Source organism: Akkermansia sp. KLE1798 (genome assembly GCF_001580195.1).
GTDB lineage: Bacteria > Verrucomicrobiota > Verrucomicrobiia > Verrucomicrobiales > Akkermansiaceae > Akkermansia > Akkermansia biwaensis.
The window spans coordinates 221,827-245,087 of record NZ_KQ971082.1; the positions used below are offsets into that span (position 1 = coordinate 221,827).

Consider the following 23,261-nt stretch of genomic DNA (forward strand, 5'->3'; position numbering starts at 1 on the left):
AGAACCCTATATAATAACTATTTAAATATTCATATCTGCAACATAGATAAAAGACAAAAAATGTCGCACGCGGCAAATGCCTCACCCCACGTCATTCCGAGTGAACACGCTTGCAGAACGGAAGGTTTGGTAGTAGAATTTTCGCCATGTCATTGCAGTCTGCCGAACGCCGAGATTTCATCCGCGATATGATTTCTGATGACCTTGCCTCCGGCAAGCATCAGGCTCCGGTCACCCGCTTCCCCCCGGAACCCAACGGTTATCTCCATATCGGACACGCCAAATCCATTTGCCTCAACTTCGGTATAGCCCAGGAATTCCCCGGCGCGCGCTGCCATCTGCGCTTTGATGACACCAACCCCAGCAAGGAAGACCAGGAATACGTGGACAGCATCCAGGAAGATATCCACTGGCTGGGATTCGACTGGGGGGACAACCTCTTCTTCGCCAGCGACATGTTCGACTTCTTCTACGAATGTGCCGTCTCCCTCATCAACCAGGGGCTGGCCTACGTGGACGAACAAACCGTGGAGGAAATACGCGCCCAGCGCGGCAACGTAAACGTGCCCGGCCAGGAATCCCCCTACCGCAACCGCTCCGCGGAAGAAAACCTGAAGCGCTTCCAGGCCATGAAAAACGGGGAAATCCCGGAAGGAAAGGCCATTCTGCGCGCTAAAATAGACATGGCCTCCAGCAACATGAACATGCGTGACCCCGTGCTGTACCGCATCATGTTCGCGGAACACCACAACACGGGCAACAAATGGTGCATCTACCCCATGTACGACTTCGCCCATCCGCTGGAAGACGCCTACGAACACATCACGCACTCCCTCTGCACGCTGGAATTTGAAAACCACCGCCCCCTGTACGACTGGGTCATTGAACACTGTCCCGTCCCGTCCCGTCCGCGGCAGACGGAATTCGCCCGGCTCAACCTCACGTACACCGTCATGAGCAAGCGCAAGCTGCTCCAGCTTGTCCAGGAAGGGCACGTCACCGGCTGGGACGACCCCCGCATGCCCACGGTCTCCGGCATGCGCCGCCGCGGCTACACGCCCGCGGCCATCCGCAACTTCTGCCAGACCATCGGCATTACCAAATTCAACGGATTCACGGACGTGGCCCTGCTGGAATACAGCGTCAGGGAAGACCTCAACGCCAACGCCCCGCGCCGCATGGCCGTCCTCAATCCCCTCAAGCTCACCATCACCACCCTTCCGGAAGACGCGGAAGAAATGGTGGAAGTACAGAACAACCCGGAAAAACCGGAGGAAGGCTTCCGCCAAGTGCCCCTCACCCGGGAAATCTGGATTGAACGGGACGACTTCATGCTGGACCCTCCCAAAAAATACTTCCGCCTGGCCCCCGGCCGCACGGTGCGCCTGCGCGGCGGCTACTGCGTCACCTGCACCGACTACAAGCAGGACGCGGACGGCAACATCACGGAAATCTTCTGCGAGCACATTCCGGGCACCATCGGCTCCAACCCTCCGGAAGGCATCCAGTGCCGCGCCGCCATCCACTGGGTCAGCACCCGCCACGCCGTGGACGGGGAAATCCGCATCTACGACCGCCTGTTCAGGGAGGAAAACCCGGACGCGGCGGAAAACGGATTCCTCTCCGTCATGAACCCCGGCTCCCTGACCGTCATCACCGGAGCCAAGCTGGAACCCGCCCTGGCCGGCGTGGAACCCGAATTCAACTGCCAGTTTGAGCGCCTGGGCTACTTCGTAGCGGACCGGAGGGACCATGTGCCCGGACAGCGCCCCGTCTTCAACCGCACGGTAGCCCTCAAGGACTCCTGGGCCAAAAAGCAAAAATAAACTCCTCTTTCATCAACCCCATACTTATGGACGATCAACTTCAATTCTGCTCCGTCGAGGAAGCCGTGGAAGAAATACGGCAGGGACGGATGATCATCGTTACGGACGACCCCGGCCGTGAAAATGAAGCGGACCTCATCATCGCCGCCGAATTCGCCACGCCGGAAGCCATCAACTTCATGGCCACCCACGCCAGGGGCCTCATCTGCGCTCCCCTTTCCCCGGAACGGGCGGATACTCTCCAGCTCCCGCTCATGACCTCCGTCAACCGGGAAAACATGTCCACCGCCTTCACCGTCTCCGTGGATGCGGCCCATGACATCACCACCGGCATCAGCGCCGGGGAACGCTCCCTGACCATACGCACCCTGGCGGACCCTAAGGCCACCGTCAACGACTTCGTGCAGCCCGGCCACGTCTTCCCGCTCCGCGCCGTTCCCGGCGGGGTGCTCCGCCGCGCCGGCCATACGGAAGCCACCATCGACCTCGTGCGCATGGCGGGACTCCAGCCCGCCGGAGTCTGCTGTGAAATCATGAAGGACGACGGCACCATGGCCCGCATTGGCGATCTGGGGCCCTTCCAGAAAAAATACGGCCTGAAAGCCTGCACGGTGGCCCAGCTCATTGAACACCGCCGCGCCCAGGAAAAACAAATCCGCCTGGTGGAAACCGTCAAGATGCCGACCGACTACGGAGACTTCACCTGCCACCTTTACGAATCCCATCTGGACGGAGCCCTGCATCTGGCGCTCGTCCACGGGGAAATCTCCCCGGACAAGCCCACGCTAGTCCGCGTGCACAGTGAATGCCTCACGGGAGACGTCTTCGGCTCCCGCCGCTGCGACTGCGGCAGCCAGCTCCACACCGCCATGCGCCGCATCGCGCAGGAAGGCGGCGTGCTCCTCTATCTGCGCCAGGAAGGCCGCGGCATCGGCCTTGCGGCAAAGCTCCAGGCCTACAAGCTCCAGGAACAGGGGCTGGACACCGTGGAAGCCAACCTCAAGCTGGGCTACCCGGACGACTTGCGGGACTACGGCATCGGCGCCCAAATCCTGCATGACCTGGGGGCGGACCAGCTCCGGCTGCTCACCAACAACCCGCGCAAAATCGTGGGGCTGGAAGGCTTCGGCCTTAAAATCACGGAGCAGGTACCCATCGTCATCCCGCCCAACGAACAAAACAGCAAATACCTGGCTACCAAAAAATGCAAGCTGGGCCACACCCTGTAACCCGCCCCTCCATCATCCATGTCCACGGAACTCCCCCGCCGCCAGCGCCCTACGGGAACGCGCGCCAAAATCTGCATCGTCGCTTCGGAATACAATGAGCAATACACCCAGGCCCTGGTGGACAACTGCTCGGAAGAACTGGCCGCCGTGCTCCCGTCCGCCCGGCTGGAAGTAGTCCGCGTTCCGGGCGCCTTTGAAATCCCGGTCACTATCAAATCCATCCTGTCCCGCTCCCCGGAAAAACGGCCGGACGCCGTCGTGGCGCTGGGCGTCATCCTGCGCGGCAGCACGGACCACGCGGACCTCATCGGCTCCACCATCACGCAGGCCCTGATGCAACTGGCACTGGAATTCACCACTCCCGTCATCCATGAAGTACTGCTTCTGAATGATGAAAAACAGGCATTCGCCCGCTGCATCGCCTCCCAGCTCAACCGTGGACGGGAAGCGGCGCGCACCGCCGCACGCATGGCGGAACTCTTCATCAACTCCCTCTCCCGGCAATAAGCCACACCTCCCGACCTATCTTCCTCCCACCGTCATGCTCTCACGCAACCAAATCAGACAAACAGCCCTTCAATACCTCTACGGCGCCTCCCAATCCCCGGAAATCACCGGAGAACAGGAAGAAGGCATCTGGGACATCCTGATGGAACCCTTCCGGGCGGACTACTGCAAGCTCCGGGCGAAAGCCGTTTCCGGCCACCTTACGCGTGACTACCCGGACAAGCTACGCCTCTTCGTCACCCGCGCCAGGGAAACGGCGGAAAAACTGCAGCACGACCCCCTCACGCTGCCCGTCCGCGACCAGCTCCACGACCTGCTGAACAAGGAAGGGGAATTCAACGCAGCCCTGCTTCAACTGAAAAAAGCCCTGCACGATGACCCCGCCAACGACAGGAAAACCCTCTCCGCCGCATGTGACGCCGTGCAGGAACTCAACACGGCCCTCATGCAGATGCGCGGCCGCCTTCTGGACTCGCTCAGGGACTTCCCGGCCTATAACAACATCTGGTCCCCCCTCATATCCGCCTGCGGCAAACTTCAGGAAATCAACGACCGCATCAACTGCATCATCCACCAGGACGGCCGCCCCTCCCTGGCGGAAGTGAAAAAAGTGGTGGAAGCGGGCCAGGACGCGGAAGAACTCTACCGGGAAGCGAAAACACTGGGAGAAGAAACACTGCGCCGCCGGGAAGAACTGGACTCCGTCATCAACGGCATCCTGGAAAACTACTCCCCGGAACGCGTCAGCGCCATGGACCGCGCCATCCTGCGCCTGGGTGCCTGCGAACTGCTCCATCGGAAAAACCTTCCCGCTCCCGTCGTCATTTCGGAAGCCATCCGGCTGGCGGAACGCTTCTCCTCCGCGGACTCCCCCCGGTTTGTCAACGGCGTGCTTGCCGGCATCGCCAAAACGGAGCGTCCCTCCTAACCCATATTCCCTCCAGACTCATGGCCGGATTCTTCAAAAAGCTCCTTACCAAATTCTCCCGCGGCACCCGGATAGACTGGGATGAACTGGAAGCGGACCTGGTGACCGCGGACATCGGCATCAGGCGCGCCATGAACATCGTTGACCAGCTCCGGGAAAGCAGGGGGCTGGATGCGGAAAACCTGGTGGAATCCACCCGTGAAGTCATCCGCCAGGCCTTCCCGGCCACTCCGCCCTCCCTGCCGGCTCCTCCGGAGGGTTATCCTCTCGTCATCCTCGTGGTGGGCGTCAACGGCACCGGAAAAACCACCTCCGCCGCCAAACTGGGCCATCTGCTGCAAAAACAGGGCGGCAGGGTGCTCCTGGCCGCCGCGGACACCTTCCGGGCCGCCGCCGTGGAACAGCTCCAAAGCTGGGCGGAAAAACTGAACCTGCCTCTTTACAAGGGAGCGCCCGGCCAGGACCCCGCCTCCGTCTGCTATGAGGCCCATGCCCAGGCCATCCGGGAAGGCTGCCAATACCTCATCTGCGACACCGCCGGACGGCTCCATACCCGCCACAACCTCATGGAGGAACTCTCCAAAATCCGCCGGACCCTCGCCAAGCAGGACTCCTCCGCCCCCCATTACACCATGCTGGTGGTGGACGCCACCACCGGAGCGAACGCCCTGGCACAGGCCAGGGAATTCCACAAGGCCACCCCCCTGGACGCCGTCATCATCACTAAAATGGACGGCTCCGGCAAAGGCGGCGTAGCCGTAGCCATCATGGATGAAATGCAAATCTCCCCCGCCTTCCTGGGAACAGGGGAACAGGCGGACGACTTTGAAACCTTCAACCGGGACCGCTACGTGGACTCCCTTCTCTAACGGGAACTCCCCTGCCATGAACCCGCTCCCCCTGATCACCGCGCAAACGGAGGAAAAGCTGCTGGCCTTCCTCACGGAGCGCGGCCATACCAAATTCCGCGTCCAGCAAATCATGGACTGGGTCTGGCGCAAGCGCGTCGCCTCCTTTGACGCCATGACCAACCTCTCCCCGGCGCTCAGAAGCCTGCTGGCGGAAAACTTCCGCTTCCATACGCCGGAAATTGTGGAAATCAGCGGAACTCCGGGTTCCACGCGCAAATTCCTCACCCGGATGGAAGACGGCAGTTTGGTGGAATCCGTCATCATCCCCGCCGCCGTTGCGGAGGACGGAGAAAAGGCAGACCGGACCACCCTCTGCGTCTCCTCCCAGGTGGGCTGCGCCTTCGGCTGCAAATTCTGCGCTTCCGGCCTGCTGGGGCTCAGGCGCAACCTCTCCGCGGGGGAAATCACCGGACAGATACTCTCCGCGGAATCCATTGCCGGGAAAAGGGTCAACAACCTCGTTTTCATGGGAATGGGGGAACCCCTCGCCAACTTTGACAACCTGCATGACGCTCTGGAAATCATCACCTCCCACCGCGGGCTGGAAATAGGCGCGCGCCATATCACCATCTCCACCTCCGGATTCGTGCCGGGCCTGAAAAAACTGGCCGCCTACCCCAGGCAGATACGGCTGGCTGTCTCCCTGCACGGAGCCACGGACGAAGTACGCGGCCAAATCATGCCGGTCAACAAAAAATGGCCTCTTTCCCAGCTCATCCCCGCTCTGGAGGAATGGGGAAAAGACCGGAACCAGATGCCCACGCTGGAATACATCCTCATCCGGGACGTAAACGACTCTCTGAAAGACGCATCCCATCTCGTGCAAATCGCCAAGCGCCTGCACGCCAAAGTCAACCTCATCCCGTACAACACCGTGGAGGGGCTTCCCTGGGAACGCCCCTCGGAAGAGCGTTGCTGCACCTTCCGCGACGCCGTCCGTAAGGCCCGCATCCCCGTCACCATGCGGTATGAAAAAGGCCATGACATCAATGCCGCCTGCGGCCAGTTGAGGCTCAGAAAGGAACGGGAAGACAGCGGCGGAACTTCCCTCTGACGAACTGAATCGTTACTAAAATTACTGCAAAATTGCAGTAATTATTTTGCCCGAAAGCTCTCGTTGTGCTATTCCTTTCCAGCCGGATGACGCCATCCGCCAGCATCATCATGGACACTACGGAAACCAACAACGCCGCTGCCACTCTGGAACTTACCAAGGCACCCCGGAAAGCTCCGGTTCTGGACGTCCGGGACATTCCCCAGGCTCCGGGCCCGGAAAAAGGCGTACTGGCCCTCATGGCCATGGACCCCGCCACCTATGTGGGCCAATGCGTTACCCTGGGCATGACGGAAGACTACTTCTATCTTCCGGCCCACAAGCTGCTCTGGCGTCTCTTCCAGGCCCGCTACAACAAAAACGAACCCATCGACATCGTCTCCATCACCCAGGCGCTGGAAGACATGCACCAGCTGGAAGCGGTAGGCGGGAGCGCCGGGCTGGCGGAAATCTACACCTTTACCACCACGGGAGCCTACTTTGAGCACTACCTCAACATCCTGAAGGACAAATTCATCCTGCGCTCCATCATTGACATTGCCAACCAATCCACCACGCAGGCTTTCGATAATCCCGACGACGTCGCGGAGCTTCTGGACTCCGTGGAAACGCACATCTTCCAGATACGGGAACGCTACAACAGCGCCAAGGACGAACAAAGCCTGGCAAGCATCCTCAAGCAGGCCGTCACCAACTTTGAAAAATTCATCGCCAGCAAGGGACAAATCCAGGGGCTGACCACGGGATTCGAGGAGCTGGACAAAAAAAGCAACGGCCTCAAGCCCGGGGACATGTTCATCATTGCGGCGCGTCCCTCCATGGGGAAAACCTCCTTCCTGCTCAACATCATTGAGCACATCTCCCTCAACGAAAAAAAGCCCACCCTGCTCTTCTCCTGTGAAATGCCCGCCGTCCAGATCGCGGAACGCCTCCTCTTTGCCCGTTCCGGCGTGCGCCGTGCGGAAATCATCAAGCGCGGCAACCTCACCCAATTGGAAATGAAGCACTTCAAACAGGCCGTAAAAGAAGTGGGGGAATCACAGCTCGTCATTGATGACACGGCGGCCATCTCCATCAACGAGCTCCGGGCCAAGGCCCGCCGCGTCATGCGGGACCTGGGCGCCCTGTCCGCCATCGGCGTGGACTACCTCCAGCTGATGCGCTCCCACTCCAAGCAGGCGGCCAACAGTCGCGAACGAGAAGTAGCGGAAATCTCCGCCGGTCTCAAGGCGCTTGCCAAGGAACTCAAGGTGCCCGTCATCGTCCTCGCCCAGCTCAACCGCGGCCCGGAAAGCCGCACGGGGGCCAGCCTGGGCGTTCCCCGCATCTCCGACTTGCGCGAATCCGGTTCCATTGAACAGGATGCGGACATGATCGGCCTGCTTTACCGCTCTGCCTACTATGCGGAAGACGAGGAAAAACGGCAGCAGATGGCCGGCAGGGCCAACCTCCATCTGGCAAAAAACCGCAACGGCCCCACAGGCGACGTTCCGCTCCACTTTGAAGCGGAACTCATGCGCTTCTCCACACGGGAAGCCGACGAACACGACCAGGAAAACGAATAGAGGCCCTGCCGCCGCTCTCTCCCTGGGCGATGCCACAGGCCGGAATTGTCAGCCTGCGCCTCTCCGCTTCCGGCGGTTTACGTGAATCAAAGAAAAACAGCAAATCTCACGGGTTGCGCGCACACGCGTGCAGCCCTTTTCAATATCAGCGATATTTCTTTGTGACGAAAACGTTCCAGAAAAGTCGTTTCCACATTTCCATGCAAATATAGCATCTTCCCTATCTCCATTCATCCAGCTTATGAATACTCACGCCAAATCACTCAATGAACGTCTGCGCACGCTCATCTCCCTTATCTTTGGACTGTTTATCGGTTGTGCCCTGCTCTTCGGGGAAACGCGCTGGGAAACATCCCCCGTCGTTGAGGAAAGCCTCATGCTTATTGCCTGCTTCATGGCCGGCATCGGCGCCTTCGGACGCATCTGGTGTTCCCTCTACATCGCAGGCTATAAAAACAATGTCCTGGTGATAGAAGGTCCGTACTCCATGTGCCGCAACCCGCTTTACTTCTTCAGCTTCATCGGGGGCGTAGGGGTGGCGTGCGCTACGGAAACCTTCACTGTCCCCCTCCTTACGGCACTGGCATTCGGCATTTACTATCCCGCCATCATCAGAAGGGAGCAGGAACGTCTCATCTCCCTGTTCGGAAACGCCTACCGGGACTACTGCCGGACGGTGCCTTCCTTCATCCCTTCCCTTTCCCTGCTCAAACCGCCGCCCGCCACCTACTCAGTCAATCCGGCCACATTCACGCACAACATCTTTGACGCCCTGTGGTTCATCTGGTTCATCGGCATCTTTGAATTCATCAGCGGGCTGCATGATGCGGGAATCCTTCCCGTATGGTTCTTCATTCCGTGATAGTCTGCTGCTTCCTGGCGGCCAGCATCCCGATCAGGGCTTTCTGGGAAACCATCTGCCGGAAAGACTCCCGGTCCCTGGGATAAAACATCATCTCCGTAACCGTTCCCCCGTTCCTGAACGCCCAGGCAAACCACACGGTGCCCACGGGCTTCTCCGGCGTACCGCCGTCCGGTCCGGCAAATCCGCTGACGGCGACGGCGACATCCGCGCCGGAACGTTCCAGCGCACCTTCCGCCATGGCCTTCACCACGGGTTCGCTCACCGCTCCGTGCTCTTCCAGCACCTCTGCCGGAACACCCAGCATCTCCGTCTTCGCCCGGTCCGCATAAGTCACCCAGCCGAACTCAAACACCCCGGAAGAACCGGGAACATCCGTAATCCTCTTGGCAATCAGTCCGCCCGTACAGCTCTCCGCCGTAGCCGCCTTCAATCCGAGCCCTTTCAGATGAAGCACCACGGCCCGTTCCAAAGTAACCCCCAGGGGCCTCAGCACATACGCTCCGGCCAGGGTCAGCAGGCGCGCCTCCCCCTGCTTCAGCGCCACTTCATTGCCAACCAGCCTCACATCCACCTCTCCGATGCGGGCGCAATAAGCCACTTCCAATCCCTGCACCTGGTGCAGGGAATCGTCCACCAGATCCTGAAGATCACTCTCTCCAATCCCCACCAGGCGGAACACGCGCAAACGGGGAATATCGCCGTCCACCATGGACTCCAGCAGAGGCATCACGGACCTCTCCACCATCGGCTTCAATTCCGAAGGAGGCCCGGGCAGAAGAATAAACATGGGCAGGCGTTCGGAGGCAGGCATCACCAGTCCCGGAGCCGTGCCGTTGGGATTCTCCAGTACGGCGGCGCCGTCAGGCACCATGGCCTGCTTGAAATTGCACTCCGCAATGGAAATGCCCCTCCGCTTGAAATAATCCCTCAATCCCTCCGCTACATGCTCGTCACGGTGCATGTCCACGCCGCAGACATCACACAGGGCCTCCCTGGTCACATCGTCGCTCGTCGGCCCCAGCCCCCCGCTCACAATCACGACATCCGCCCTGCGGGCACTCTCCCTCATCGCCTCGCTAATGGCATAACCGTCGGGAACCACGGTCTCCCTCTCCACGCGGAACCCCGCTTCAAACAGCCTGTTCCCCAGCCATGCCGCATTCGTATTCACAATGCTTCCCAGCAGAATCTCCGTACCGGTGTTGATCAGCTCAACCCTCACATTCTTCATGCCTCCATTATGCTCCCCTCCCTTCACTCTGGCATGCAACAATCCTGCCATGTACTACAAAAAACTTCATTTGAACTCCCCGTAGGATAAAGTAGGGGCACTGACATAGACCATGAGTACGCCCTCCAGACTTCGCGCCACAAAAATCATCTGCACCATTGGACCGGCAACGGATACCTCCGACATGCTGGGCAGCCTTATCCAGGCCGGAGCCAACGTCTTCCGGCTCAACATGAGCCATTCCAAGCACGACTGGGTCCGGGAAGTCGTCTTCCGCATCCGCCGGAAGGCCGCGGAGCTCCAGGCAAACGTAGCCGTTCTCTTCGACCTCCAGGGGCCGTCCATCCGCACCGGAGACCTTCCGGAACCCTATAACCTGAAGGCCGGGGACATCATGGAAATCCGCCTCAGCACGGCGGAACCGGAGCTGCCCTTCTCCACCACCGTCAACTATGACGGCCTTCTTCAGGACGTCCAGGCAGGCCATACCATGGTCGTGGACAATGGCGGCATTCTGATGCGCATTGAGGAAGTGCGTCCGGACCGGCTCATCTGCAAGGTCCTCACGGAAGGCGTGTTCGGCTCGCGCCGCCACATCAACCTGCCGGGCGTGGCCCTGCGGCTCCCGGCCCTGACGGAAAAAGACCTGAAGGACCTGGAAGTGGCCGTGGAATGTGAAACGGACTACGTCGCCATGTCCTTCGTCCGTGACGCCGCCCACATTGCGGAATTGAGGGAACATATAGACAACCTGGGGGGGCGTGCCCAGATCATCGCCAAAATTGAAGACCAGCAGGCCATCCGCCATATCGACGACATCATTCTGGCGGCAGACGTCATCATGGTGGCCCGCGGCGACCTGGGCATTGAAGTCAGCATCGAGGAACTGCCCATCATCCAGCGCCGCATCATCCGCCACTGCCACAGGCTGGGGCGCCGCTGCATCGTCGCCACGCACATGCTGGAATCCATGATCACCCAGCCTACTCCCACCCGTGCGGAAGTAACAGACGTATCCAACGCCATCTTTGAACAGGCAGACGCCGTCATGCTCTCCGGAGAAACCTCCGTAGGCCACTACCCCGTGCGCTGCGTGGAAGTCCTGGACTCCATCGCCCAGCGCATGGAACGCTCCGGAAACCTCAACTTCGCGGCAGCGGCCATCCTGAACGGGGATCGCCAAAAAGCCACGAAAGCGGCCATCTCCCTGGCGGACTCCGTGGAAAACGCCTGCCTCATCGTCTTCACACGCCGCGGACTGGCAGCCACGCAGGCGGCCGTGCTCCGTCCGGAGCGGGCCCCCATCTACGCTTTCAGCAATGATCCCGTCGTCGTCCGCCAGCTTGCGCTGGCCCGTGATGTCACTGCCTTTGAATCTCCCTTCCTCAAAGACCCGGCGCGCATGATATCCACGGCTCTGGACCTGCTGAAGGAAAAAGGGCTGGTCACCTCCGGGCAGCCTGTCATCATCCAGGGGGACAGCCTTCAGGGAGAACTCCTGGCGGACTCCATCATCTTCATGCGTACCGAATGAGCCTCGGCACCTTCGAGATATCACGGGAAGCGGCGGACTATCCTCCGCCCCCATCCATTCTCACTCTGCTGCTGGACGCTGACCCGGACGAACGCCAGGTGGCCGCCCACTTGGCGCATGGGGAACTCCATGTAGCCCGCAGAAATGGAATTCCTGTGGGAGTTGTCGTCATCTGCCGGAAGACGGTGGACACTTGGGAAATCATGAACTGCTCCGTGGCCCCGGACCACAGACGCCGGGGATGTGGAACGGCCCTGGTCCGGCACGCACTGGACGTCATCGGCGGCAAGGGGGCGCGATATGCGGAACTGGGAACGTCGGACGCTTCTCCCGGCCCGATGGCCTTGTACCGCAATTGCGGTTTTTACGTAACGGGCACCATCAGAGACTATTTTCTGGACAACTACCCGGAACCGATATGGGACAATGGCGTCCAGTGCATTGACATGATCCGCATGCGTGCGGACATCCCCGCGGTGGATTAGAATGAATAAACCAGGCTGACTCCGGTCACCCAGCGGTTCCCCTTCACCAGCGTTTCTCCATACGTTCGGTTCAATCCATGCCCACCCCTGCCCAGCCAGTGCAATCCCGCAAAGGGCTCCACAAACACATCACCGAACAGGCGGTAACTGGCCGTTACCCTGAAATACAGGGCCTGCCAGCCGTTGCCGCCGGACGGCCAGTAGGAGGAACTCAGCACGGCTCCGAACTTGAACCCCATGTACAAATTCTCCGTCAGCCTTGAATCGGACCCCGTACACATGTCAAACCACCATCCAGTAATGCCGTAAAAGGAATAGGCGCAGCTGCCCTGCACATAAAATCCGGGAAGAAAATCCAGGTCCCGGCGCAGGACAAGGGCAGCCTCATAAGTCGTGCTGCTATTGCCGAACAGGCGTTCCGAAGCAAGACCCGCCAGGCCGCCGTCATTGGCCCGCAGGGAAAATGCGGCGTACGCGTCCTTCCCCAATTTCCGCTGAAACCCCAGGTCCACCACCGTTTCATCATCCAAATCAATGGCCGGACGGCCCGGAAACAACTCCTCCTTCAATGCCAGGATAAAAGAATAATGCTCATTCAGATCGCTTCTCCAATCCAGGCTCACGGGAGCCGTCTGGTTGCAGCCGGCGGGAATCAGGCCCCGGAACTCGTAATGGGTGGAATATCCCGCTTTCAGGCTGCCGCTTGCCGGCCTGAGGAGAGGATCGGCAGGGTGGTCCGGAATGCGGGATTCAGCCAGTGACACGGAAAAGGTAAGCGCCAGCGCCGCCCCGGCAGCAAAAGGAAGGGAATAATTCATGGACAGGGAACTTCTGTGCGGCTCATTCTGAATCAAAACATCCATGCTGGCAACAAACAAAAAAGTGCGGCGGATTTCTCCGCCGCACTGAAAACATGATTCGATCTCAAGCCGTCAGGCTTAGAAGGAATAAACAAGGTTGGCCCCGGCTACCACGCCGAAGTTCTTGTAGGGCTTCCAGCCTTCCTCGAACTGCTTGTTGGCCTTCAGGGCGCCGTTGCCGGCCCAGTTGAAGCTGACGAAAGGCACCACGGCGAGGTTTTCCACGCCCACCTTGATCGGCAGTTCAACCTTCACCCACCAGGCCTGGGAGCCGTTGGCCATGAAAGCGGACTTGCTGTCGAAGTACCCGGCAGTGGCGGACATACCGGCGGTAAGCACAATGTCCGTAGCAGGGCAGATGGTGGCCTTGTAGCCGACATACGGCTGGAACCACCATCCGGTCATTCCCTGGAAGCCGTAGCTCGTGGTAACGCCCGCGAACCAATTCTTGCACACGTCGTAATTCAGGTTCAGATAGAACTCCTGGGCTACGAATGTGCATGACGCCTGCCAAGGGAATCGTTCCCATAGATACCGCTGTAATCATACTTGGCAAAGTTGCCGAGCAGACCGCCGTGAATCAGATTCCAGCCGACGGTGGTGGACAGGTTCTTCAGAAGGCCGTCCTGGTTTTTCCAGCCGAGGTTGAAATTGGTTTCATTATGGAAGGAGACATCCTTCTCACCAAGCAACTCATGACCGGAAGTCAGAGACGTGTAGGAAGCGGCGCCGACAATGGAGTTGGCGTCGTTCAGCTTGTAATTCAAATTAACACCGGCAGGGATGACGTTATCCCCTCCCACCAAGGCGTGGGATGCCACGATGCCGCGGCAGGTGTAATTGGAGGCATAGCCGGCGTAAAGGTCGCCGGACCATGGGCTGACAGTCGGCACGGGCGGTACCGGTGCCGGAGCAACAACCTTGACGGGGGTTCCCGCAAAAGCGGCGCCGGCAAAGGATGCCACAGCCGCTGCAACACTGATGATGTTCTTGGTTTGCATGACTATTATTTGGTTAGGGTATTAATTGTTGATTTGCTAACAAAGGTTTAAAGTATTCTTTTTCCCCTTGTTAGGTTTAGTGAAACATTTTCGTCACAAAAGTAAAGACTTTTCTCCCAAAATCGCCATTACCTACTGATTATTTACCACTTATACTAATCATCCCGATGACAAATAAAGCAATTTTCCATTTTTTTCCCAGCGAATTTTTCCAGGGCATGGGAGGATACAGGCACTCGGCGCCGTCCAGCCGGGCGTTCTCTTTCAATTTCCGGGACGGATTGACCAGGACCTGGCGTCCGCAGGCAAGCAGCATGGGAACATCCGCCACACTGTCGCTGTAGGCGATGGCCCCCTCCCGGATGCCACTCTCCGGCAAAACACCCATGTTCCGCAAACGCTCCACCTTAACCTTCCCCTTGTTGTTTCCCAAGGGAAGTTCCGGCATCAGGGGCATGCGGCCGTCAAGTGCCACATCCGTCCCCAGAACGGCATCAAAACCCAGCAGCATCCCCAGGGGCTGCGCGTAAAAGGATGGAGAGGCGGATACCATGATGCATGTATCTCCACTATCCCGATGCCTCTGGAGCCGTTCACGCAATTCGGGATAAACCCATGCATCCGCCAGCTTCGCGAATTCCCGTCCGTATTGAAGAACCGTTTCCGGGGGCAGCCTCCACAAATAGCAAAGGAAGGCCCTCTTCATCCGGGTTTCATCCCATATCCCCAGAAAAAACAGCGGAAGGCAGGCCAGATAAAACAGGAGCAGCAGCCGCCTCCAGGGATGCCGCTGAACCACAAAGCAGGAAAACACATACTGCGTATCCCACGGCAGAAGCGTGCCATCCATGTCAAATAGGGCCAGCCCCCCTTCCTTCCTTTCATCCGTCATGCCGCCATCCTATACTCTCAACTCTCAACTCTCAACTCTCAACTCTCAACTCTCAACTCACCCTCCTTCCCTGAACGCCCAAAACCCCGGCCACCTGAAGGCAGCCGGGGTTTTAAAGCAAATCCAGAAGAGGCGGGATTAACGGGAATAGAATTCCACGATGAGCTGCTCGTTAACGATGGGAGCAATCTCTTCCTTGGAAGGCACGCGGGCAATCTTGCCCGTGAGCTTGTCGCGGTCACCTTCAAGCCAGTCCGGCACCACCGTAGCCTGGGTCAGGTCAAGGGAGCGGGTAACAAGCTGCTGGGAGGAGGGTTTGGCACCTACGGCAACCACGTCTCCGGGGCGGCAGGAGAAGGACGCAATATTGGTCTTCTTGCCGTTCACGGTAATATGACCGTGGGAAACGAGCTGGCGGGCGCCGGCGCGGGTATTGCTGAACCCGAGACGGTACACGACATTATCCAAACGGAGTTCAAGGAGCTGAAGCAGGATGTCGCCGGTAATGCCGCGGCGGCGGGCGGCTTCTGCATAATACTTGCGGAACTGGCCTTCAAGCACGCCGTACTGGAAGCGCAGCTTCTGCTTTTCAGCAAGCATCACGCCATAGTCGGACTTCTTTTTGCGGCCTGCACGCATCCCGTGCTGACCGGGAGGGAAGGGGCGCTTTTCAAGAGCCTTGGTGGAACCGAAAAGGGCAACGCCAAAACGGCGGGACACTTTATCGCGGGGACCGGTATAACGAGCCATGATATATTAGATCTATAGGTAAAAAAGTTCAATTAGACGCGGCGGGCCTTCGGAGGACGGCAACCGTTGTGGGGAATGGGGGTCACATCCTTGATGGAGGTGATTTCAATACCGATCGACTGCACGGCACGGACGGCGGATTCACGACCGGAACCCGGACCTTTCACGCGCACTTCCACTTCACGCAGACCGTGGCCCATGGCCTGGCGGCAGGCGTCCTGGCATACCACCTGGCCGGCGTATGCGGTGCTCTTGCGGGAGCCCTTGAAGCCCATCTTGCCGGCGGAAGACCAGCCGATCACGTTGCCGCGCTGATCCGTCACAGTCACAACAGTGTTGTTGAACGTGGAGGAAACATGAACCACGCCAGAGGAAACGTTCTTGCTGCCCTTGGCCTTCAGGATTTTGGGCTTGTCGTCATCACCGCCCAGGCCGAGTTCCGCGAAGATGTCCTTGCGGGGTTCGTGCTTCTTGGTTTCTTCAGGAGCAGGTGCAGCGGCGACCGGAGCTTCAGCGGCGGGAGCGGGAGCGGGAGCGACGGCTTCCACGGGCTGTTCAGCGGTTTCGTTGGTAATTTCTTCGCTAGCCATAATAAAGCTATATAATAAGTTCAGGTTGGCGGATTACTTCTTCTTGGCCTGTGCGCCAACAGTCTTCTTCTTGCCTTTACGGGTGCGGGCATTCGTGCGGGTACGCTGACCGCGGACGGGAAGACCGCGGCGGTGGCGCTGACCACGATAGCAGTTGATGGAGGTCAGACGCTTGAGAATGGATTGCTTTTCACGACGAAGGTCACCTTCGATCAAAATGCCGTCGGTGGTGATTACTTGAACAATCTTCGTCAGTTGTTCGTCGGTAAGCTGTCCCGTACGGATGTCGGGATTGATGCCTGCTTGTTCCAGGATTCTCTTAGAAGTCGAGTGGCCGATTCCGTAAATATACGGAAGGGAAGCCTCGATGCGCTTCTCGTTGGGTATTTCTGTACCGAAAAGGCGTGCCATAATGGATTGGATTTGCTAGCTGTTATTTTTCTCTGCCTCGCGCAGAGCTATTGCTTGGGGCAAGATGGATACCATAAATTGAGGTTTTGACAAGACCAAAACTTCATTTTTTCTATTTTTCATCTTCCGCGCCGCCGGGGCATCCCCCTGCCGCGTGCCTGTGCAGAATACGCTCCATGGCCCATTCCGCGTGCTCCGCTACCAGCGGAGACTCCCCGCAAAGTCTCTTCAGCAAATCAAGATCATCCGGTGTTCCGGCATTCCCCAGCACAATGCATCCGTTGCGCAAAAGGCCCTCCCTCCTGATTCTTTTCAACGGGGAATTCCGGAACATGGCGGTAAAACCGGCATCATCCAGGGAAAGAAGGTCCCGCAAGGAAATGGAAGCGAGCCGGAGAGGCATGCGGAAGCGTTCGTCCGCGTCCGTCAGAGGCTTTTTATTCCAGGGGCATGCGGTCACGCAGGTGTCGCACCCGTACAGGCGCGTGCCGATCAGGGGGCGGATATCCTCCGGAATGGCGCCCCGGTGTTCAATCGTCCAATAGGAAAGGCACCGGTTGGCATCCACCAGGCCATTCTCCATGATGGCCCCTGCCGGGCATGCCTCCACGCAGCGGCGGCAGCTTCCGCACGTACCGGAAGCCGGAGCGTCCGGTTCCAGCTCCAGCGTCGTCAGCAACGTGGCAATAAAAAAACGGGAACCTCCCCTGCGGCGTACGATCAGGCCACTGCGGCCGCGCCATCCCAGGCCGCACGCCTCCGCGTGATCCCTCTCCATGACCGGACCGGCGTCCACATACCCCTTCTGCTCCCCCCCGTAGATGGAAAGCAATTCTGAAAGATCAGCCAGCTTTTCTTCCAGAATGCCGTGGTAATCCCTGCCATGAGCGTACAGGCAGATGGAACCGCTCCCGGAAGGACGGCTCATGGAACTGTCATAATCATAGGACAGGCAGATCACGGAACGGCATCCGGGGAGTACCTCGGCCGGATTCACCCGGCGTTCCGGAGAACGGGCCATCCATTCCATGTCCGCATGCCAGCCTCTCTCCAGCCAAAGAAACAACTCCTCCGCATGAAGGGCCCTCCCGGCACGGGCCACCCTGCAGTCGGAAAAGCCCAAACTCCGGGAAACGGAGTGCAGGGAATCTTTAATAAGGAAGGAATCCGGCTTCGGCACGCCGCCATCATGGCGAAGAGCGCTCCCGGCACCAAGAATTTTCTTCGCTCCCGCGGAAATTGGATTGCCTGCACATCCTTGCCGTCCCATAATAGACATATATGAACATCCGGATTCTGAGCGACGGCAAGCAGGGCCACCTCAACCAGTCCCTGGGGCTGGCGCAGGCCCTGGTCGCCAAGGCGGGAGGCGCCGTGGAAATTGTGGAGCTGCAGGGGCTTTCCACCCTCGGCAAAATCCGCAAGGTCGTCTCCGGGAACAACAAGCCGCGGCCCGACCTGTTCATTGCCGCCGGCCACGCCACGCACATTCCGCTCATCTGCGCACGCCAGCACTTCAAAACAAAAACCGTGCTGTGCATGAAGCCCACCCTCCCCTGCTCCTTCTTCGACCTCTGCCTCATTCCGCGCCATGACCTCCGCGCGGACCGCGACTACGCGGACACCAACATCTTCCCGACCCAGGGCGCCCTTCATCCCATGAGGCCGGACTTCTCCATGCCCAAGGACATCACCCTCATCCTCATCGGCGGCCCCAGCAAGGACTTCGACTGGGATGACGAAACCATGCTCAACCAGCTCTCGGACATCAGCATCCACACGCCCGGCGACGTCGTCCTGACCACGTCGCGCCGCACGCCTCAGGGCTTTGCGGAAAAAATCAGAAAAGCCGTACCGGAAATCATCGTCGTTCCCGTGGAGGAAACGGAACCCGGCTGGGTAGCCGGACATCTGGCGCACGCCTCCGGCGCATGGGTAAGCCAGGACAGCGTCTCCATGGTATATGAAGCGCTGGGGTCGGGCGCACCCGTAGGCATCATCACCGTCCCCCGCCGCCTCAATGGCAGAAAATCCCGCATCCTGTCCGGTCTGGAAATGCTGGAGCGGGACGGACTCGTCACCGGCTACCGGGAATGGAAAAAACAAGGCTTCCGCCTCACCGCCCCCGGTACTCCTCTCCTTGAGGCGGACCGCGCCGCGGATCACATCCTCTCAAGACTCTTCCCCCAGCTTGCAGCCTTATGAAAATAGTGCATCTCGTCCCCTCCATGGAATCCGGAGGCGTGGAACAAGTCGTTCTGGAACTCGGCAGGGGATTCTCCGCCCAGGGGGTGGAAAACATTGTCATTTCCGGTGGGGGACGCATGGTGGAGCAACTGGAAAAGGAAGGTTCCCGCCATATCCTGATGCCGATCGGCAAAAAAAGCCTCTCCACCTTCTTCCGCGTAGGGGCGCTCCGCGCTCTTCTGCAAGCCATCAGGCCGGACATCCTCCACCTCCATTCCCGCGTGCCGGCCTGGGCCGGCTACCTGGCCTGGAAAAAACTGCCGCCGGAAGACAGGCCCGGCCTGATCACCAGCGTGCACGGCTTCTACTCCGTAAACTGGTACTCCGCCATCATGTGCAGGGGTGAGCGGATCATCGCCGTCTCCAACTGCATCCGGGACTACATCCTCAGGCATTACCCCTCCACGCCGGAAGAACATATCAGGATCATCCCCAACGCCATTTCCCCGGAACTGCACCATTCCGGATACTCCCCGTCCCGCGAATGGCTCACGGGCTGGTACATGACCTATCCGGAACTCAGGGACAAATTCACCCTCTGCCTGCCGGGCCGCATCACGCGCCTGAAAGGCCAGCTGGACATGATACCCATTGTCCGGGACCTCCTGGCCCAGGGAATCCCGGCCCACGCCGTCATTGTGGGAGAAGCGAAAAAGGGCAAGGAGGAATATAAAAATGAAATTCTCCGGAAAATCGAACAGGCCGGCCTTGCCCACGCCTTCACGTGGACGGGCCACCGCAAGGACCTCCGGGAAATCCTCTCCGCCTGTTCCGTCACCCTCTCCCTGACTCAAAGTCCGGAAGCCTTCGGAAAATCCACGCTGGAAGCCTTGGCCCTGGGAAAACCCGTAGCCGGATATGCCCATGGCGGGGTCAAGGAACAACTGGACATCTTCCTGCCGGAGGGAAACATCCCCGTCGGAGACACCGCCGCCATCACCGCCCTGCTCGCCCGCTGGCATGCCCAGCCTCCCCCCGTCCCCCGGCAAATCCCCTCCCCTTATAAAATGAGCGACATGATCCAGGCCCACCTGAACGTATACCGGGAAATCAGCCCTTCGCCATGACACCGCAGGAAACCGCCGTCATCCTGAACCTGATACCGGGACTCGGCCCTGTCAGGATCATGCGCCTGATGCGCGCCTTCGCCTCTCCGGAACTTGTTCTGGAAGCCCCCGCCGCCATGCTGGCGGCCGTGCCGGGCATCGGACCGGAACTGGCCCGGTGCATTTCCTCATGGAAAAGCATCGTCAACCCGCACCGGGAACTGGAACTGGCGGCCAGGGCGGGCGTTTCCGTAACCACTTTGTTTGACGGGAATTACCCGGAATCCCTGCGGGAACTGCCGGACCCGCCCGTGGTTCTTTATTCCCGGGGAAGCTGGACCCAAGCGGACTCGGAGCGTTCCATCGCCGTGGTGGGTTCGCGCATGGCCACTCATTACGGCAGGCTCTGCGCAAAAACCATATCCCATGACCTGGCGGAAGCGGGCGTCACCGTCGTCTCCGGCCTGGCGCGCGGCGTGGACACGGAAGCCCATACAGGCGCGCTGGATGCGGGCGGGCGCACCATTGCGGTCATCGGAGCCGGCCTCAACAAACTCTACCCCCGGGAAAACAGCGAACTTGCCCGCCGCGTTGCAGAGGGACACGGCGCCGTTGTTTCAGAACTCCCGATGGACATGCCCCCGTCCCGCACCACCTTTCCCATGCGCAACCGCATTGTCAGCGGCTGGAGCCGCGCCACGCTCGTCGTGGAAGCTCCCGCGCGCAGCGGAGCCCTCATCACGGCCCGCATGGCGGGAGAACAGGGACGGGACGTCTTCTGTGTGCCGGGACCGGTCAACAGGCATTCTTCCGACGGCTGCCATGCCCTCATCCGGGACGGAGCCATACTTGCCACCAGTGCCGCAGACATCTTGCAGGACATGAAATGGCAAGCGCCTGAAGCGGGGCTTCCCCTCTTCTCGCCATCCTCCGGCTCCACCGCTGCGGACAACGTCCCCATCACCCGGGAGGAAGAAGAGGTCCTGCACGCCATCAGGCAGGGATTCAACACCATTGACTCCCTCTGTTCCTCTCTGGGCCAGCCGGCACACGCCGTCACGGGCAGCCTGGCCCGGCTGCAAATCGCCGGCAGGGTCACCCCGGACTCCGGAGGCTACTTCTCCATCAACTGATCCCTGAAAAAGCCGCCCCCCAACGGCAAAACCCGGCCGCTGTTTCAACCGGCAGCAGACATTTTCCGGCCGCCCTGAAAACAAAGGTTGCGAACCTATTGTTTAACTTCCTTGCGCAAGGCGTCAATCCAGGCGGAAATGGTTTCCGTCTGCTCCCACTTCACCGGAGAAGCAAGTTTCTTCTTGGATACGGGATCGGAAATCTCGAAAATCACGCCATACACAAACTTGATATCGTTCGGATCCCTCTTTTTCTGGAAGCGCCCTTCCTTTTGCGCGTTGAAATCAATCTTTTCGTAAGAGGCCAGGGACAAATTCAGGACCATGCCGTCTTCCCCTTTCAGCACACCAAGGGGCACTACGGGGCAAACCGCTTCCTTGCCGCGGATGATGCACTTGACAAGCCTGGGTTCCGCCTTCTTCAGAGCCTCCAGCTTCTTGGAAACATTCTCCCTGGCAAACGCCTTTTCAAAAACGGCAAGATTACTGTAATTGTTCCTGTCGCGGAAAGGGATGCTTATCTCCATCTTCTCCTCGCCGTCCTCCAGCTTCACATTCACGCACGCCTCCTTCTGCTCCATGGAAAGGGAAGACTTCGCCTTGTCCGCACCTCTCTTGGTGTCGAAACACGGCGTTTTGAACGGAAGAACCTCGGCACACGCCATGCATGCAACCGCCAGAGACAGAAATAAAACAGAAACCTTCATTATGTGGAAAATTTATTGTAATAAACCATACCAACCTATCCGCTGCAATGACTTTTTTTCTTTTCCTGTGCCTTTTCCTTCCTTTGAAAACCCTTTATTTCCGGCACAAAAGAAACACTATCAACCACCATAAACATTCCAAACAGCCCATCTAACAAATTTCCGCACGTCAGGATGTCCAGCTCCATGAACCGGAATACGTCCATTCCGTCCGAACGGCAGCATTTCCCGAACCTGGCCGGATAAAGAACATAAAGGGAAATACATTCCTTCCTGATCGGATAAATAAATGAAACCATTTAAAAAATCATTTAAAAAGGTTTATTCTTGGACATACTTTGAACGACTTTTTCCGGGATAAAGTCACACCTGCACGAGATCTATCCGGCGCATGAAGAAAATATCTTCAAAACCGCCAAGGGTGGTTCTGGTTCCATAGGTAGTTAATAGAGAAAAAAGGCCGCGGACAGCCATCCCCGCGGCCTTTTTTTGTCCAACTCCCTGCCCAACGCTGAGTTTGGGCTTGATGAAATAAACAACTTACTGTAGCAAAAGACATGCGTTTGTTCGCCATTCTCGCAGGAATTGCCCTTTGCCTGAGCTCCACAAGCTGCCAGTCATACGGGGACTCGAACGATTACATCCCCCTGGCGACGCCCGTTCCTCCCCAAATCTCCCAGCCCGTCTCCAACGCTCTTCCCCGCCCGGCCAACTTTCCCACCCGCCCCGTTGCCATCCCGCCGAGCGCTCCGCGCACCCCGCGCTGTGCCAGCGCCTGCGTCATGGACGCTCTTACGGGAAAAGTCCTCTTCTCGCACAACGGCATGCAGCGCCGCCAGGTGGCCAGCACCCAGAAGCTTGTCACGGCCATGGTCGTGCTCGACCACGGCAGCCTGGACAGAAAAGTAGTCATCCAGCCGTCCGACACCAAGGCGGACCCCACCAAGCTGGGCTTCCGTTCCGGAGAAGTCTACTCCCGCCGCGAACTGCTCAATGCCCTGATGATACGCAGCTTCAATGACGTAGCACTTGCCCTGGCACGGGACACGGCGGGGTCCGTTCCCAGATTCGCTCAAATGATGAACGCCAAAGCCCGCCAGATGGGCATGTACAACTCCCGCTTTGTCAACCCAAATGGGCTGCCTGCGGACCAGTACTCCACGGCCATTGACATGGCGCGCTGCGCCTATTACGTCTACCGGAACCCCGAATTGCGCAACATCATCTGCAAGCAGCAGTACGCCTTCACCCGCGCCAACGGCAAAACGCTTCTCCTGCGGAACACGAACAAACTGCTGGAACAGCACTCCTGGGTCACCGGAATGAAAACCGGCTACACGAACGCCGCCGGACGCTGCCTGGTCTCTTCCGCCGGATTCAATGGACGCCACGTCATCGTGGTCGTGCTCGGCTGCCATCCCTCCCGCATCTGGGCGGAATCGGAAAATCTGCTCAAATGGGCTCTGGGCGGAGCGGCCTGAAGCTTCCC

At 59.0% G+C, this 23,261-nt stretch carries 25 protein-coding genes; 14 read left to right on the forward strand and 11 right to left on the reverse strand.

All coding sequences use genetic code 11. From position 1 onward, the window contains the following. The first annotated feature begins 146 nt into the window (after positions 1–146). The 8 genes from HMPREF3039_RS07595 (at position 147) to HMPREF3039_RS07630 (ending at position 8,882) form a co-directional block, all read left to right on the forward strand. Positions 147–1,826, forward strand: a complete 1,680-nt coding sequence (locus tag HMPREF3039_RS07595; RefSeq protein WP_067573923.1) for a glutamine--tRNA ligase/YqeY domain fusion protein — start codon at positions 147–149, stop codon at positions 1,824–1,826. A 26-nt stretch (positions 1,827–1,852) separates the two neighbouring features. Beyond that, a complete protein-coding gene (locus HMPREF3039_RS07600; RefSeq protein WP_067573925.1) occupies positions 1,853–3,055 on the forward strand; it encodes a bifunctional 3,4-dihydroxy-2-butanone-4-phosphate synthase/GTP cyclohydrolase II in 1,203 nt (400 codons plus the stop codon). A gap of 18 nt (positions 3,056–3,073) precedes the next feature. Then, positions 3,074–3,562 carry a 6,7-dimethyl-8-ribityllumazine synthase gene (gene ribH, locus HMPREF3039_RS07605; RefSeq protein ID WP_067573927.1) on the forward strand — a complete coding sequence of 163 codons (489 nt, stop codon included), beginning with the start codon at positions 3,074–3,076 and terminating at the stop codon, positions 3,560–3,562. Between the two features lie 34 nt (positions 3,563–3,596). Next, on the forward strand, positions 3,597–4,490 hold the full coding sequence (nusB, locus tag HMPREF3039_RS07610) for a transcription antitermination factor NusB (RefSeq protein WP_067573929.1): 894 nt from the start codon (positions 3,597–3,599) through the stop codon (positions 4,488–4,490). Between the two features lie 20 nt (positions 4,491–4,510). Next, positions 4,511–5,359 carry a signal recognition particle-docking protein FtsY gene (ftsY, locus tag HMPREF3039_RS07615; RefSeq protein WP_067573931.1) on the forward strand — a complete coding sequence of 283 codons (849 nt, stop codon included), beginning with the start codon at positions 4,511–4,513 and terminating at the stop codon, positions 5,357–5,359. Positions 5,360–5,375: 16 nt separating this feature from the next. Beyond that, positions 5,376–6,455, forward strand: a complete 1,080-nt coding sequence (rlmN, locus tag HMPREF3039_RS07620) for a dual-specificity RNA methyltransferase RlmN (RefSeq protein ID WP_067573933.1) — start codon at positions 5,376–5,378, stop codon at positions 6,453–6,455. A gap of 86 nt (positions 6,456–6,541) precedes the next feature. Continuing rightward, a complete protein-coding gene (dnaB, locus tag HMPREF3039_RS07625; protein WP_231863880.1) occupies positions 6,542–8,020 on the forward strand; it encodes a replicative DNA helicase in 1,479 nt (492 codons plus the stop codon). Positions 8,021–8,261: 241 nt separating this feature from the next. Further along, a complete protein-coding gene (locus HMPREF3039_RS07630; protein ID WP_067573935.1) occupies positions 8,262–8,882 on the forward strand; it encodes a methyltransferase family protein in 621 nt (206 codons plus the stop codon). Here the strand turns inward: HMPREF3039_RS07630 and HMPREF3039_RS07635 are convergent. Next, on the reverse strand, positions 8,872–10,167 hold the full coding sequence (locus tag HMPREF3039_RS07635) for a competence/damage-inducible protein A (protein WP_147549846.1): 1,296 nt from the start codon (positions 10,165–10,167) through the stop codon (positions 8,872–8,874). The two genes, HMPREF3039_RS07630 and HMPREF3039_RS07635, sit on opposite strands and share 11 nt — an antisense overlap. 61 nt (positions 10,168–10,228) lie before the next feature. On the opposite strand from HMPREF3039_RS07635, the gene pyk reads away from it, so the two are divergent. Together pyk and HMPREF3039_RS07645 are read left to right on the forward strand one after the other, a co-directional pair. Next, entirely contained in the window at positions 10,229–11,650 is a 1,422-nt protein-coding gene (gene pyk, locus HMPREF3039_RS07640; protein ID WP_067573939.1) for a pyruvate kinase, read from the forward strand. Beyond that, complete coding sequence (locus HMPREF3039_RS07645) at positions 11,647–12,135, forward strand: GNAT family N-acetyltransferase (protein WP_067952045.1); 489 nt, start codon at positions 11,647–11,649, stop codon at positions 12,133–12,135. Before pyk ends, HMPREF3039_RS07645 begins: the two co-directional genes overlap by 4 nt. On the opposite strand, the gene HMPREF3039_RS07650 is transcribed toward HMPREF3039_RS07645, so the two are convergent. The 8 genes from HMPREF3039_RS07650 to queG all read right to left on the reverse strand — a co-directional run bounded on the left by HMPREF3039_RS07650 (position 12,132) and on the right by queG (position 17,918). Then, positions 12,132–12,953, reverse strand: a complete 822-nt coding sequence (locus HMPREF3039_RS07650) for a hypothetical protein (RefSeq protein WP_147549849.1) — start codon at positions 12,951–12,953, stop codon at positions 12,132–12,134. The two genes, HMPREF3039_RS07645 and HMPREF3039_RS07650, sit on opposite strands and share 4 nt — an antisense overlap. Positions 12,954–13,073: 120 nt before the next feature. Further along, the gene (locus HMPREF3039_RS14370) at positions 13,074–13,451 is read right to left on the reverse strand and encodes a hypothetical protein (RefSeq protein WP_067573943.1); all 378 of its coding nucleotides are present in this window, start codon (positions 13,449–13,451) and stop codon (positions 13,074–13,076) included. 32 nt (positions 13,452–13,483) lie between these two features. Continuing rightward, positions 13,484–13,996 (reverse strand): hypothetical protein, encoded by a 513-nt coding sequence (locus HMPREF3039_RS14375; RefSeq protein WP_067573945.1) that lies wholly within the window; start codon positions 13,994–13,996, stop codon positions 13,484–13,486. Between the two features lie 139 nt (positions 13,997–14,135). Further along, positions 14,136–14,888: an HAD family hydrolase gene (locus tag HMPREF3039_RS07665; protein WP_067573949.1), complete on the reverse strand. Its 753-nt coding sequence runs from the start codon at positions 14,886–14,888 to the stop codon at positions 14,136–14,138. Positions 14,889–15,026: 138 nt separating this feature from the next. Beyond that, positions 15,027–15,638 carry a 30S ribosomal protein S4 gene (gene rpsD, locus HMPREF3039_RS07670; RefSeq protein ID WP_067573951.1) on the reverse strand — a complete coding sequence of 204 codons (612 nt, stop codon included), beginning with the start codon at positions 15,636–15,638 and terminating at the stop codon, positions 15,027–15,029. A 32-nt stretch (positions 15,639–15,670) separates the two neighbouring features. Next, positions 15,671–16,228, reverse strand: coding sequence for a 30S ribosomal protein S11 (rpsK, locus tag HMPREF3039_RS07675; protein WP_082770175.1), 558 nt, complete (start codon positions 16,226–16,228; stop codon positions 15,671–15,673). A 33-nt stretch (positions 16,229–16,261) separates the two neighbouring features. Then, positions 16,262–16,639: a 30S ribosomal protein S13 gene (rpsM, locus tag HMPREF3039_RS07680; protein WP_022396508.1), complete on the reverse strand. Its 378-nt coding sequence runs from the start codon at positions 16,637–16,639 to the stop codon at positions 16,262–16,264. Positions 16,640–16,751: 112 nt separating this feature from the next. After that, complete coding sequence (queG, locus tag HMPREF3039_RS07685) at positions 16,752–17,918, reverse strand: tRNA epoxyqueuosine(34) reductase QueG (RefSeq protein ID WP_082770176.1); 1,167 nt, start codon at positions 17,916–17,918, stop codon at positions 16,752–16,754. 2 nt (positions 17,919–17,920) lie between these two features. Between queG and HMPREF3039_RS07690 the strand changes: the two genes are divergently transcribed. Genes HMPREF3039_RS07690 through dprA form a run of 3 tightly spaced genes read left to right on the forward strand, consistent with a single transcriptional unit; the run spans position 17,921 to position 21,065 of the window. Further along, positions 17,921–18,844, forward strand: a complete 924-nt coding sequence (locus tag HMPREF3039_RS07690) for a mitochondrial fission ELM1 family protein (protein WP_067573955.1) — start codon at positions 17,921–17,923, stop codon at positions 18,842–18,844. Further along, on the forward strand, positions 18,841–19,953 hold the full coding sequence (locus HMPREF3039_RS07695; protein ID WP_067573957.1) for a glycosyltransferase: 1,113 nt from the start codon (positions 18,841–18,843) through the stop codon (positions 19,951–19,953). Before HMPREF3039_RS07690 ends, HMPREF3039_RS07695 begins: the two co-directional genes overlap by 4 nt. After that, a complete protein-coding gene (dprA, locus tag HMPREF3039_RS07700; protein ID WP_067573959.1) occupies positions 19,950–21,065 on the forward strand; it encodes a DNA-processing protein DprA in 1,116 nt (371 codons plus the stop codon). Before HMPREF3039_RS07695 ends, dprA begins: the two co-directional genes overlap by 4 nt. Before the next feature lie 95 nt (positions 21,066–21,160). Here dprA and HMPREF3039_RS07705 read toward each other — a convergent pair whose 3' ends face one another. Further along, complete coding sequence (locus HMPREF3039_RS07705) at positions 21,161–21,730, reverse strand: hypothetical protein (protein WP_147549852.1); 570 nt, start codon at positions 21,728–21,730, stop codon at positions 21,161–21,163. Between the two features lie 77 nt (positions 21,731–21,807). Continuing rightward, complete coding sequence (locus HMPREF3039_RS13790; protein ID WP_156469857.1) at positions 21,808–21,960, reverse strand: hypothetical protein; 153 nt, start codon at positions 21,958–21,960, stop codon at positions 21,808–21,810. 369 nt (positions 21,961–22,329) lie between these two features. Between HMPREF3039_RS13790 and HMPREF3039_RS07715 the strand changes: the two genes are divergently transcribed. After that, positions 22,330–23,253, forward strand: a complete 924-nt coding sequence (locus HMPREF3039_RS07715; protein WP_067573965.1) for a D-alanyl-D-alanine carboxypeptidase family protein — start codon at positions 22,330–22,332, stop codon at positions 23,251–23,253. Positions 23,254–23,261: the final 8 nt, after the last annotated feature.

What these genes read in the sequence shown, in the direction of transcription:
- HMPREF3039_RS07595 (WP_067573923.1), top strand. Translation starts at nt 147, where the DNA reads ATGTCATTGCAGTCTGCCGAACGCCGAGATTTCATCCGCGATATGATT.
- HMPREF3039_RS07600 (WP_067573925.1), top strand. Translation starts at nt 1,853, where the DNA reads ATGGACGATCAACTTCAATTCTGCTCCGTCGAGGAAGCCGTGGAAGAA.
- ribH (WP_067573927.1), top strand. Translation starts at nt 3,074, where the DNA reads ATGTCCACGGAACTCCCCCGCCGCCAGCGCCCTACGGGAACGCGCGCC.
- nusB (WP_067573929.1), top strand. Translation starts at nt 3,597, where the DNA reads ATGCTCTCACGCAACCAAATCAGACAAACAGCCCTTCAATACCTCTAC.
- ftsY (WP_067573931.1), top strand. Translation starts at nt 4,511, where the DNA reads ATGGCCGGATTCTTCAAAAAGCTCCTTACCAAATTCTCCCGCGGCACC.
- rlmN (WP_067573933.1), top strand. Translation starts at nt 5,376, where the DNA reads ATGAACCCGCTCCCCCTGATCACCGCGCAAACGGAGGAAAAGCTGCTG.
- dnaB (WP_231863880.1), top strand. Translation starts at nt 6,542, where the DNA reads ATGACGCCATCCGCCAGCATCATCATGGACACTACGGAAACCAACAAC.
- HMPREF3039_RS07630 (WP_067573935.1), top strand. Translation starts at nt 8,262, where the DNA reads ATGAATACTCACGCCAAATCACTCAATGAACGTCTGCGCACGCTCATC.
- HMPREF3039_RS07635 (WP_147549846.1), bottom strand. Translation starts at nt 10,167, where the DNA reads ATGGCAGGATTGTTGCATGCCAGAGTGAAGGGAGGGGAGCATAATGGA.
- pyk (WP_067573939.1), top strand. Translation starts at nt 10,229, where the DNA reads ATGAGTACGCCCTCCAGACTTCGCGCCACAAAAATCATCTGCACCATT.
- HMPREF3039_RS07645 (WP_067952045.1), top strand. Translation starts at nt 11,647, where the DNA reads ATGAGCCTCGGCACCTTCGAGATATCACGGGAAGCGGCGGACTATCCT.
- HMPREF3039_RS07650 (WP_147549849.1), bottom strand. Translation starts at nt 12,953, where the DNA reads ATGAATTATTCCCTTCCTTTTGCTGCCGGGGCGGCGCTGGCGCTTACC.
- HMPREF3039_RS14375 (WP_067573945.1), bottom strand. Translation starts at nt 13,996, where the DNA reads ATGCAAACCAAGAACATCATCAGTGTTGCAGCGGCTGTGGCATCCTTT.
- HMPREF3039_RS07665 (WP_067573949.1), bottom strand. Translation starts at nt 14,888, where the DNA reads ATGACGGATGAAAGGAAGGAAGGGGGGCTGGCCCTATTTGACATGGAT.
- rpsD (WP_067573951.1), bottom strand. Translation starts at nt 15,638, where the DNA reads ATGGCTCGTTATACCGGTCCCCGCGATAAAGTGTCCCGCCGTTTTGGC.
- rpsK (WP_082770175.1), bottom strand. Translation starts at nt 16,228, where the DNA reads ATGGCTAGCGAAGAAATTACCAACGAAACCGCTGAACAGCCCGTGGAA.
- rpsM (WP_022396508.1), bottom strand. Translation starts at nt 16,639, where the DNA reads ATGGCACGCCTTTTCGGTACAGAAATACCCAACGAGAAGCGCATCGAG.
- queG (WP_082770176.1), bottom strand. Translation starts at nt 17,918, where the DNA reads ATGTCTATTATGGGACGGCAAGGATGTGCAGGCAATCCAATTTCCGCG.
- HMPREF3039_RS07690 (WP_067573955.1), top strand. Translation starts at nt 17,921, where the DNA reads ATGAACATCCGGATTCTGAGCGACGGCAAGCAGGGCCACCTCAACCAG.
- HMPREF3039_RS07695 (WP_067573957.1), top strand. Translation starts at nt 18,841, where the DNA reads ATGAAAATAGTGCATCTCGTCCCCTCCATGGAATCCGGAGGCGTGGAA.
- dprA (WP_067573959.1), top strand. Translation starts at nt 19,950, where the DNA reads ATGACACCGCAGGAAACCGCCGTCATCCTGAACCTGATACCGGGACTC.
- HMPREF3039_RS07705 (WP_147549852.1), bottom strand. Translation starts at nt 21,730, where the DNA reads ATGGCGTGTGCCGAGGTTCTTCCGTTCAAAACGCCGTGTTTCGACACC.
- HMPREF3039_RS13790 (WP_156469857.1), bottom strand. Translation starts at nt 21,960, where the DNA reads ATGGAGCTGGACATCCTGACGTGCGGAAATTTGTTAGATGGGCTGTTT.
- HMPREF3039_RS07715 (WP_067573965.1), top strand. Translation starts at nt 22,330, where the DNA reads ATGCGTTTGTTCGCCATTCTCGCAGGAATTGCCCTTTGCCTGAGCTCC.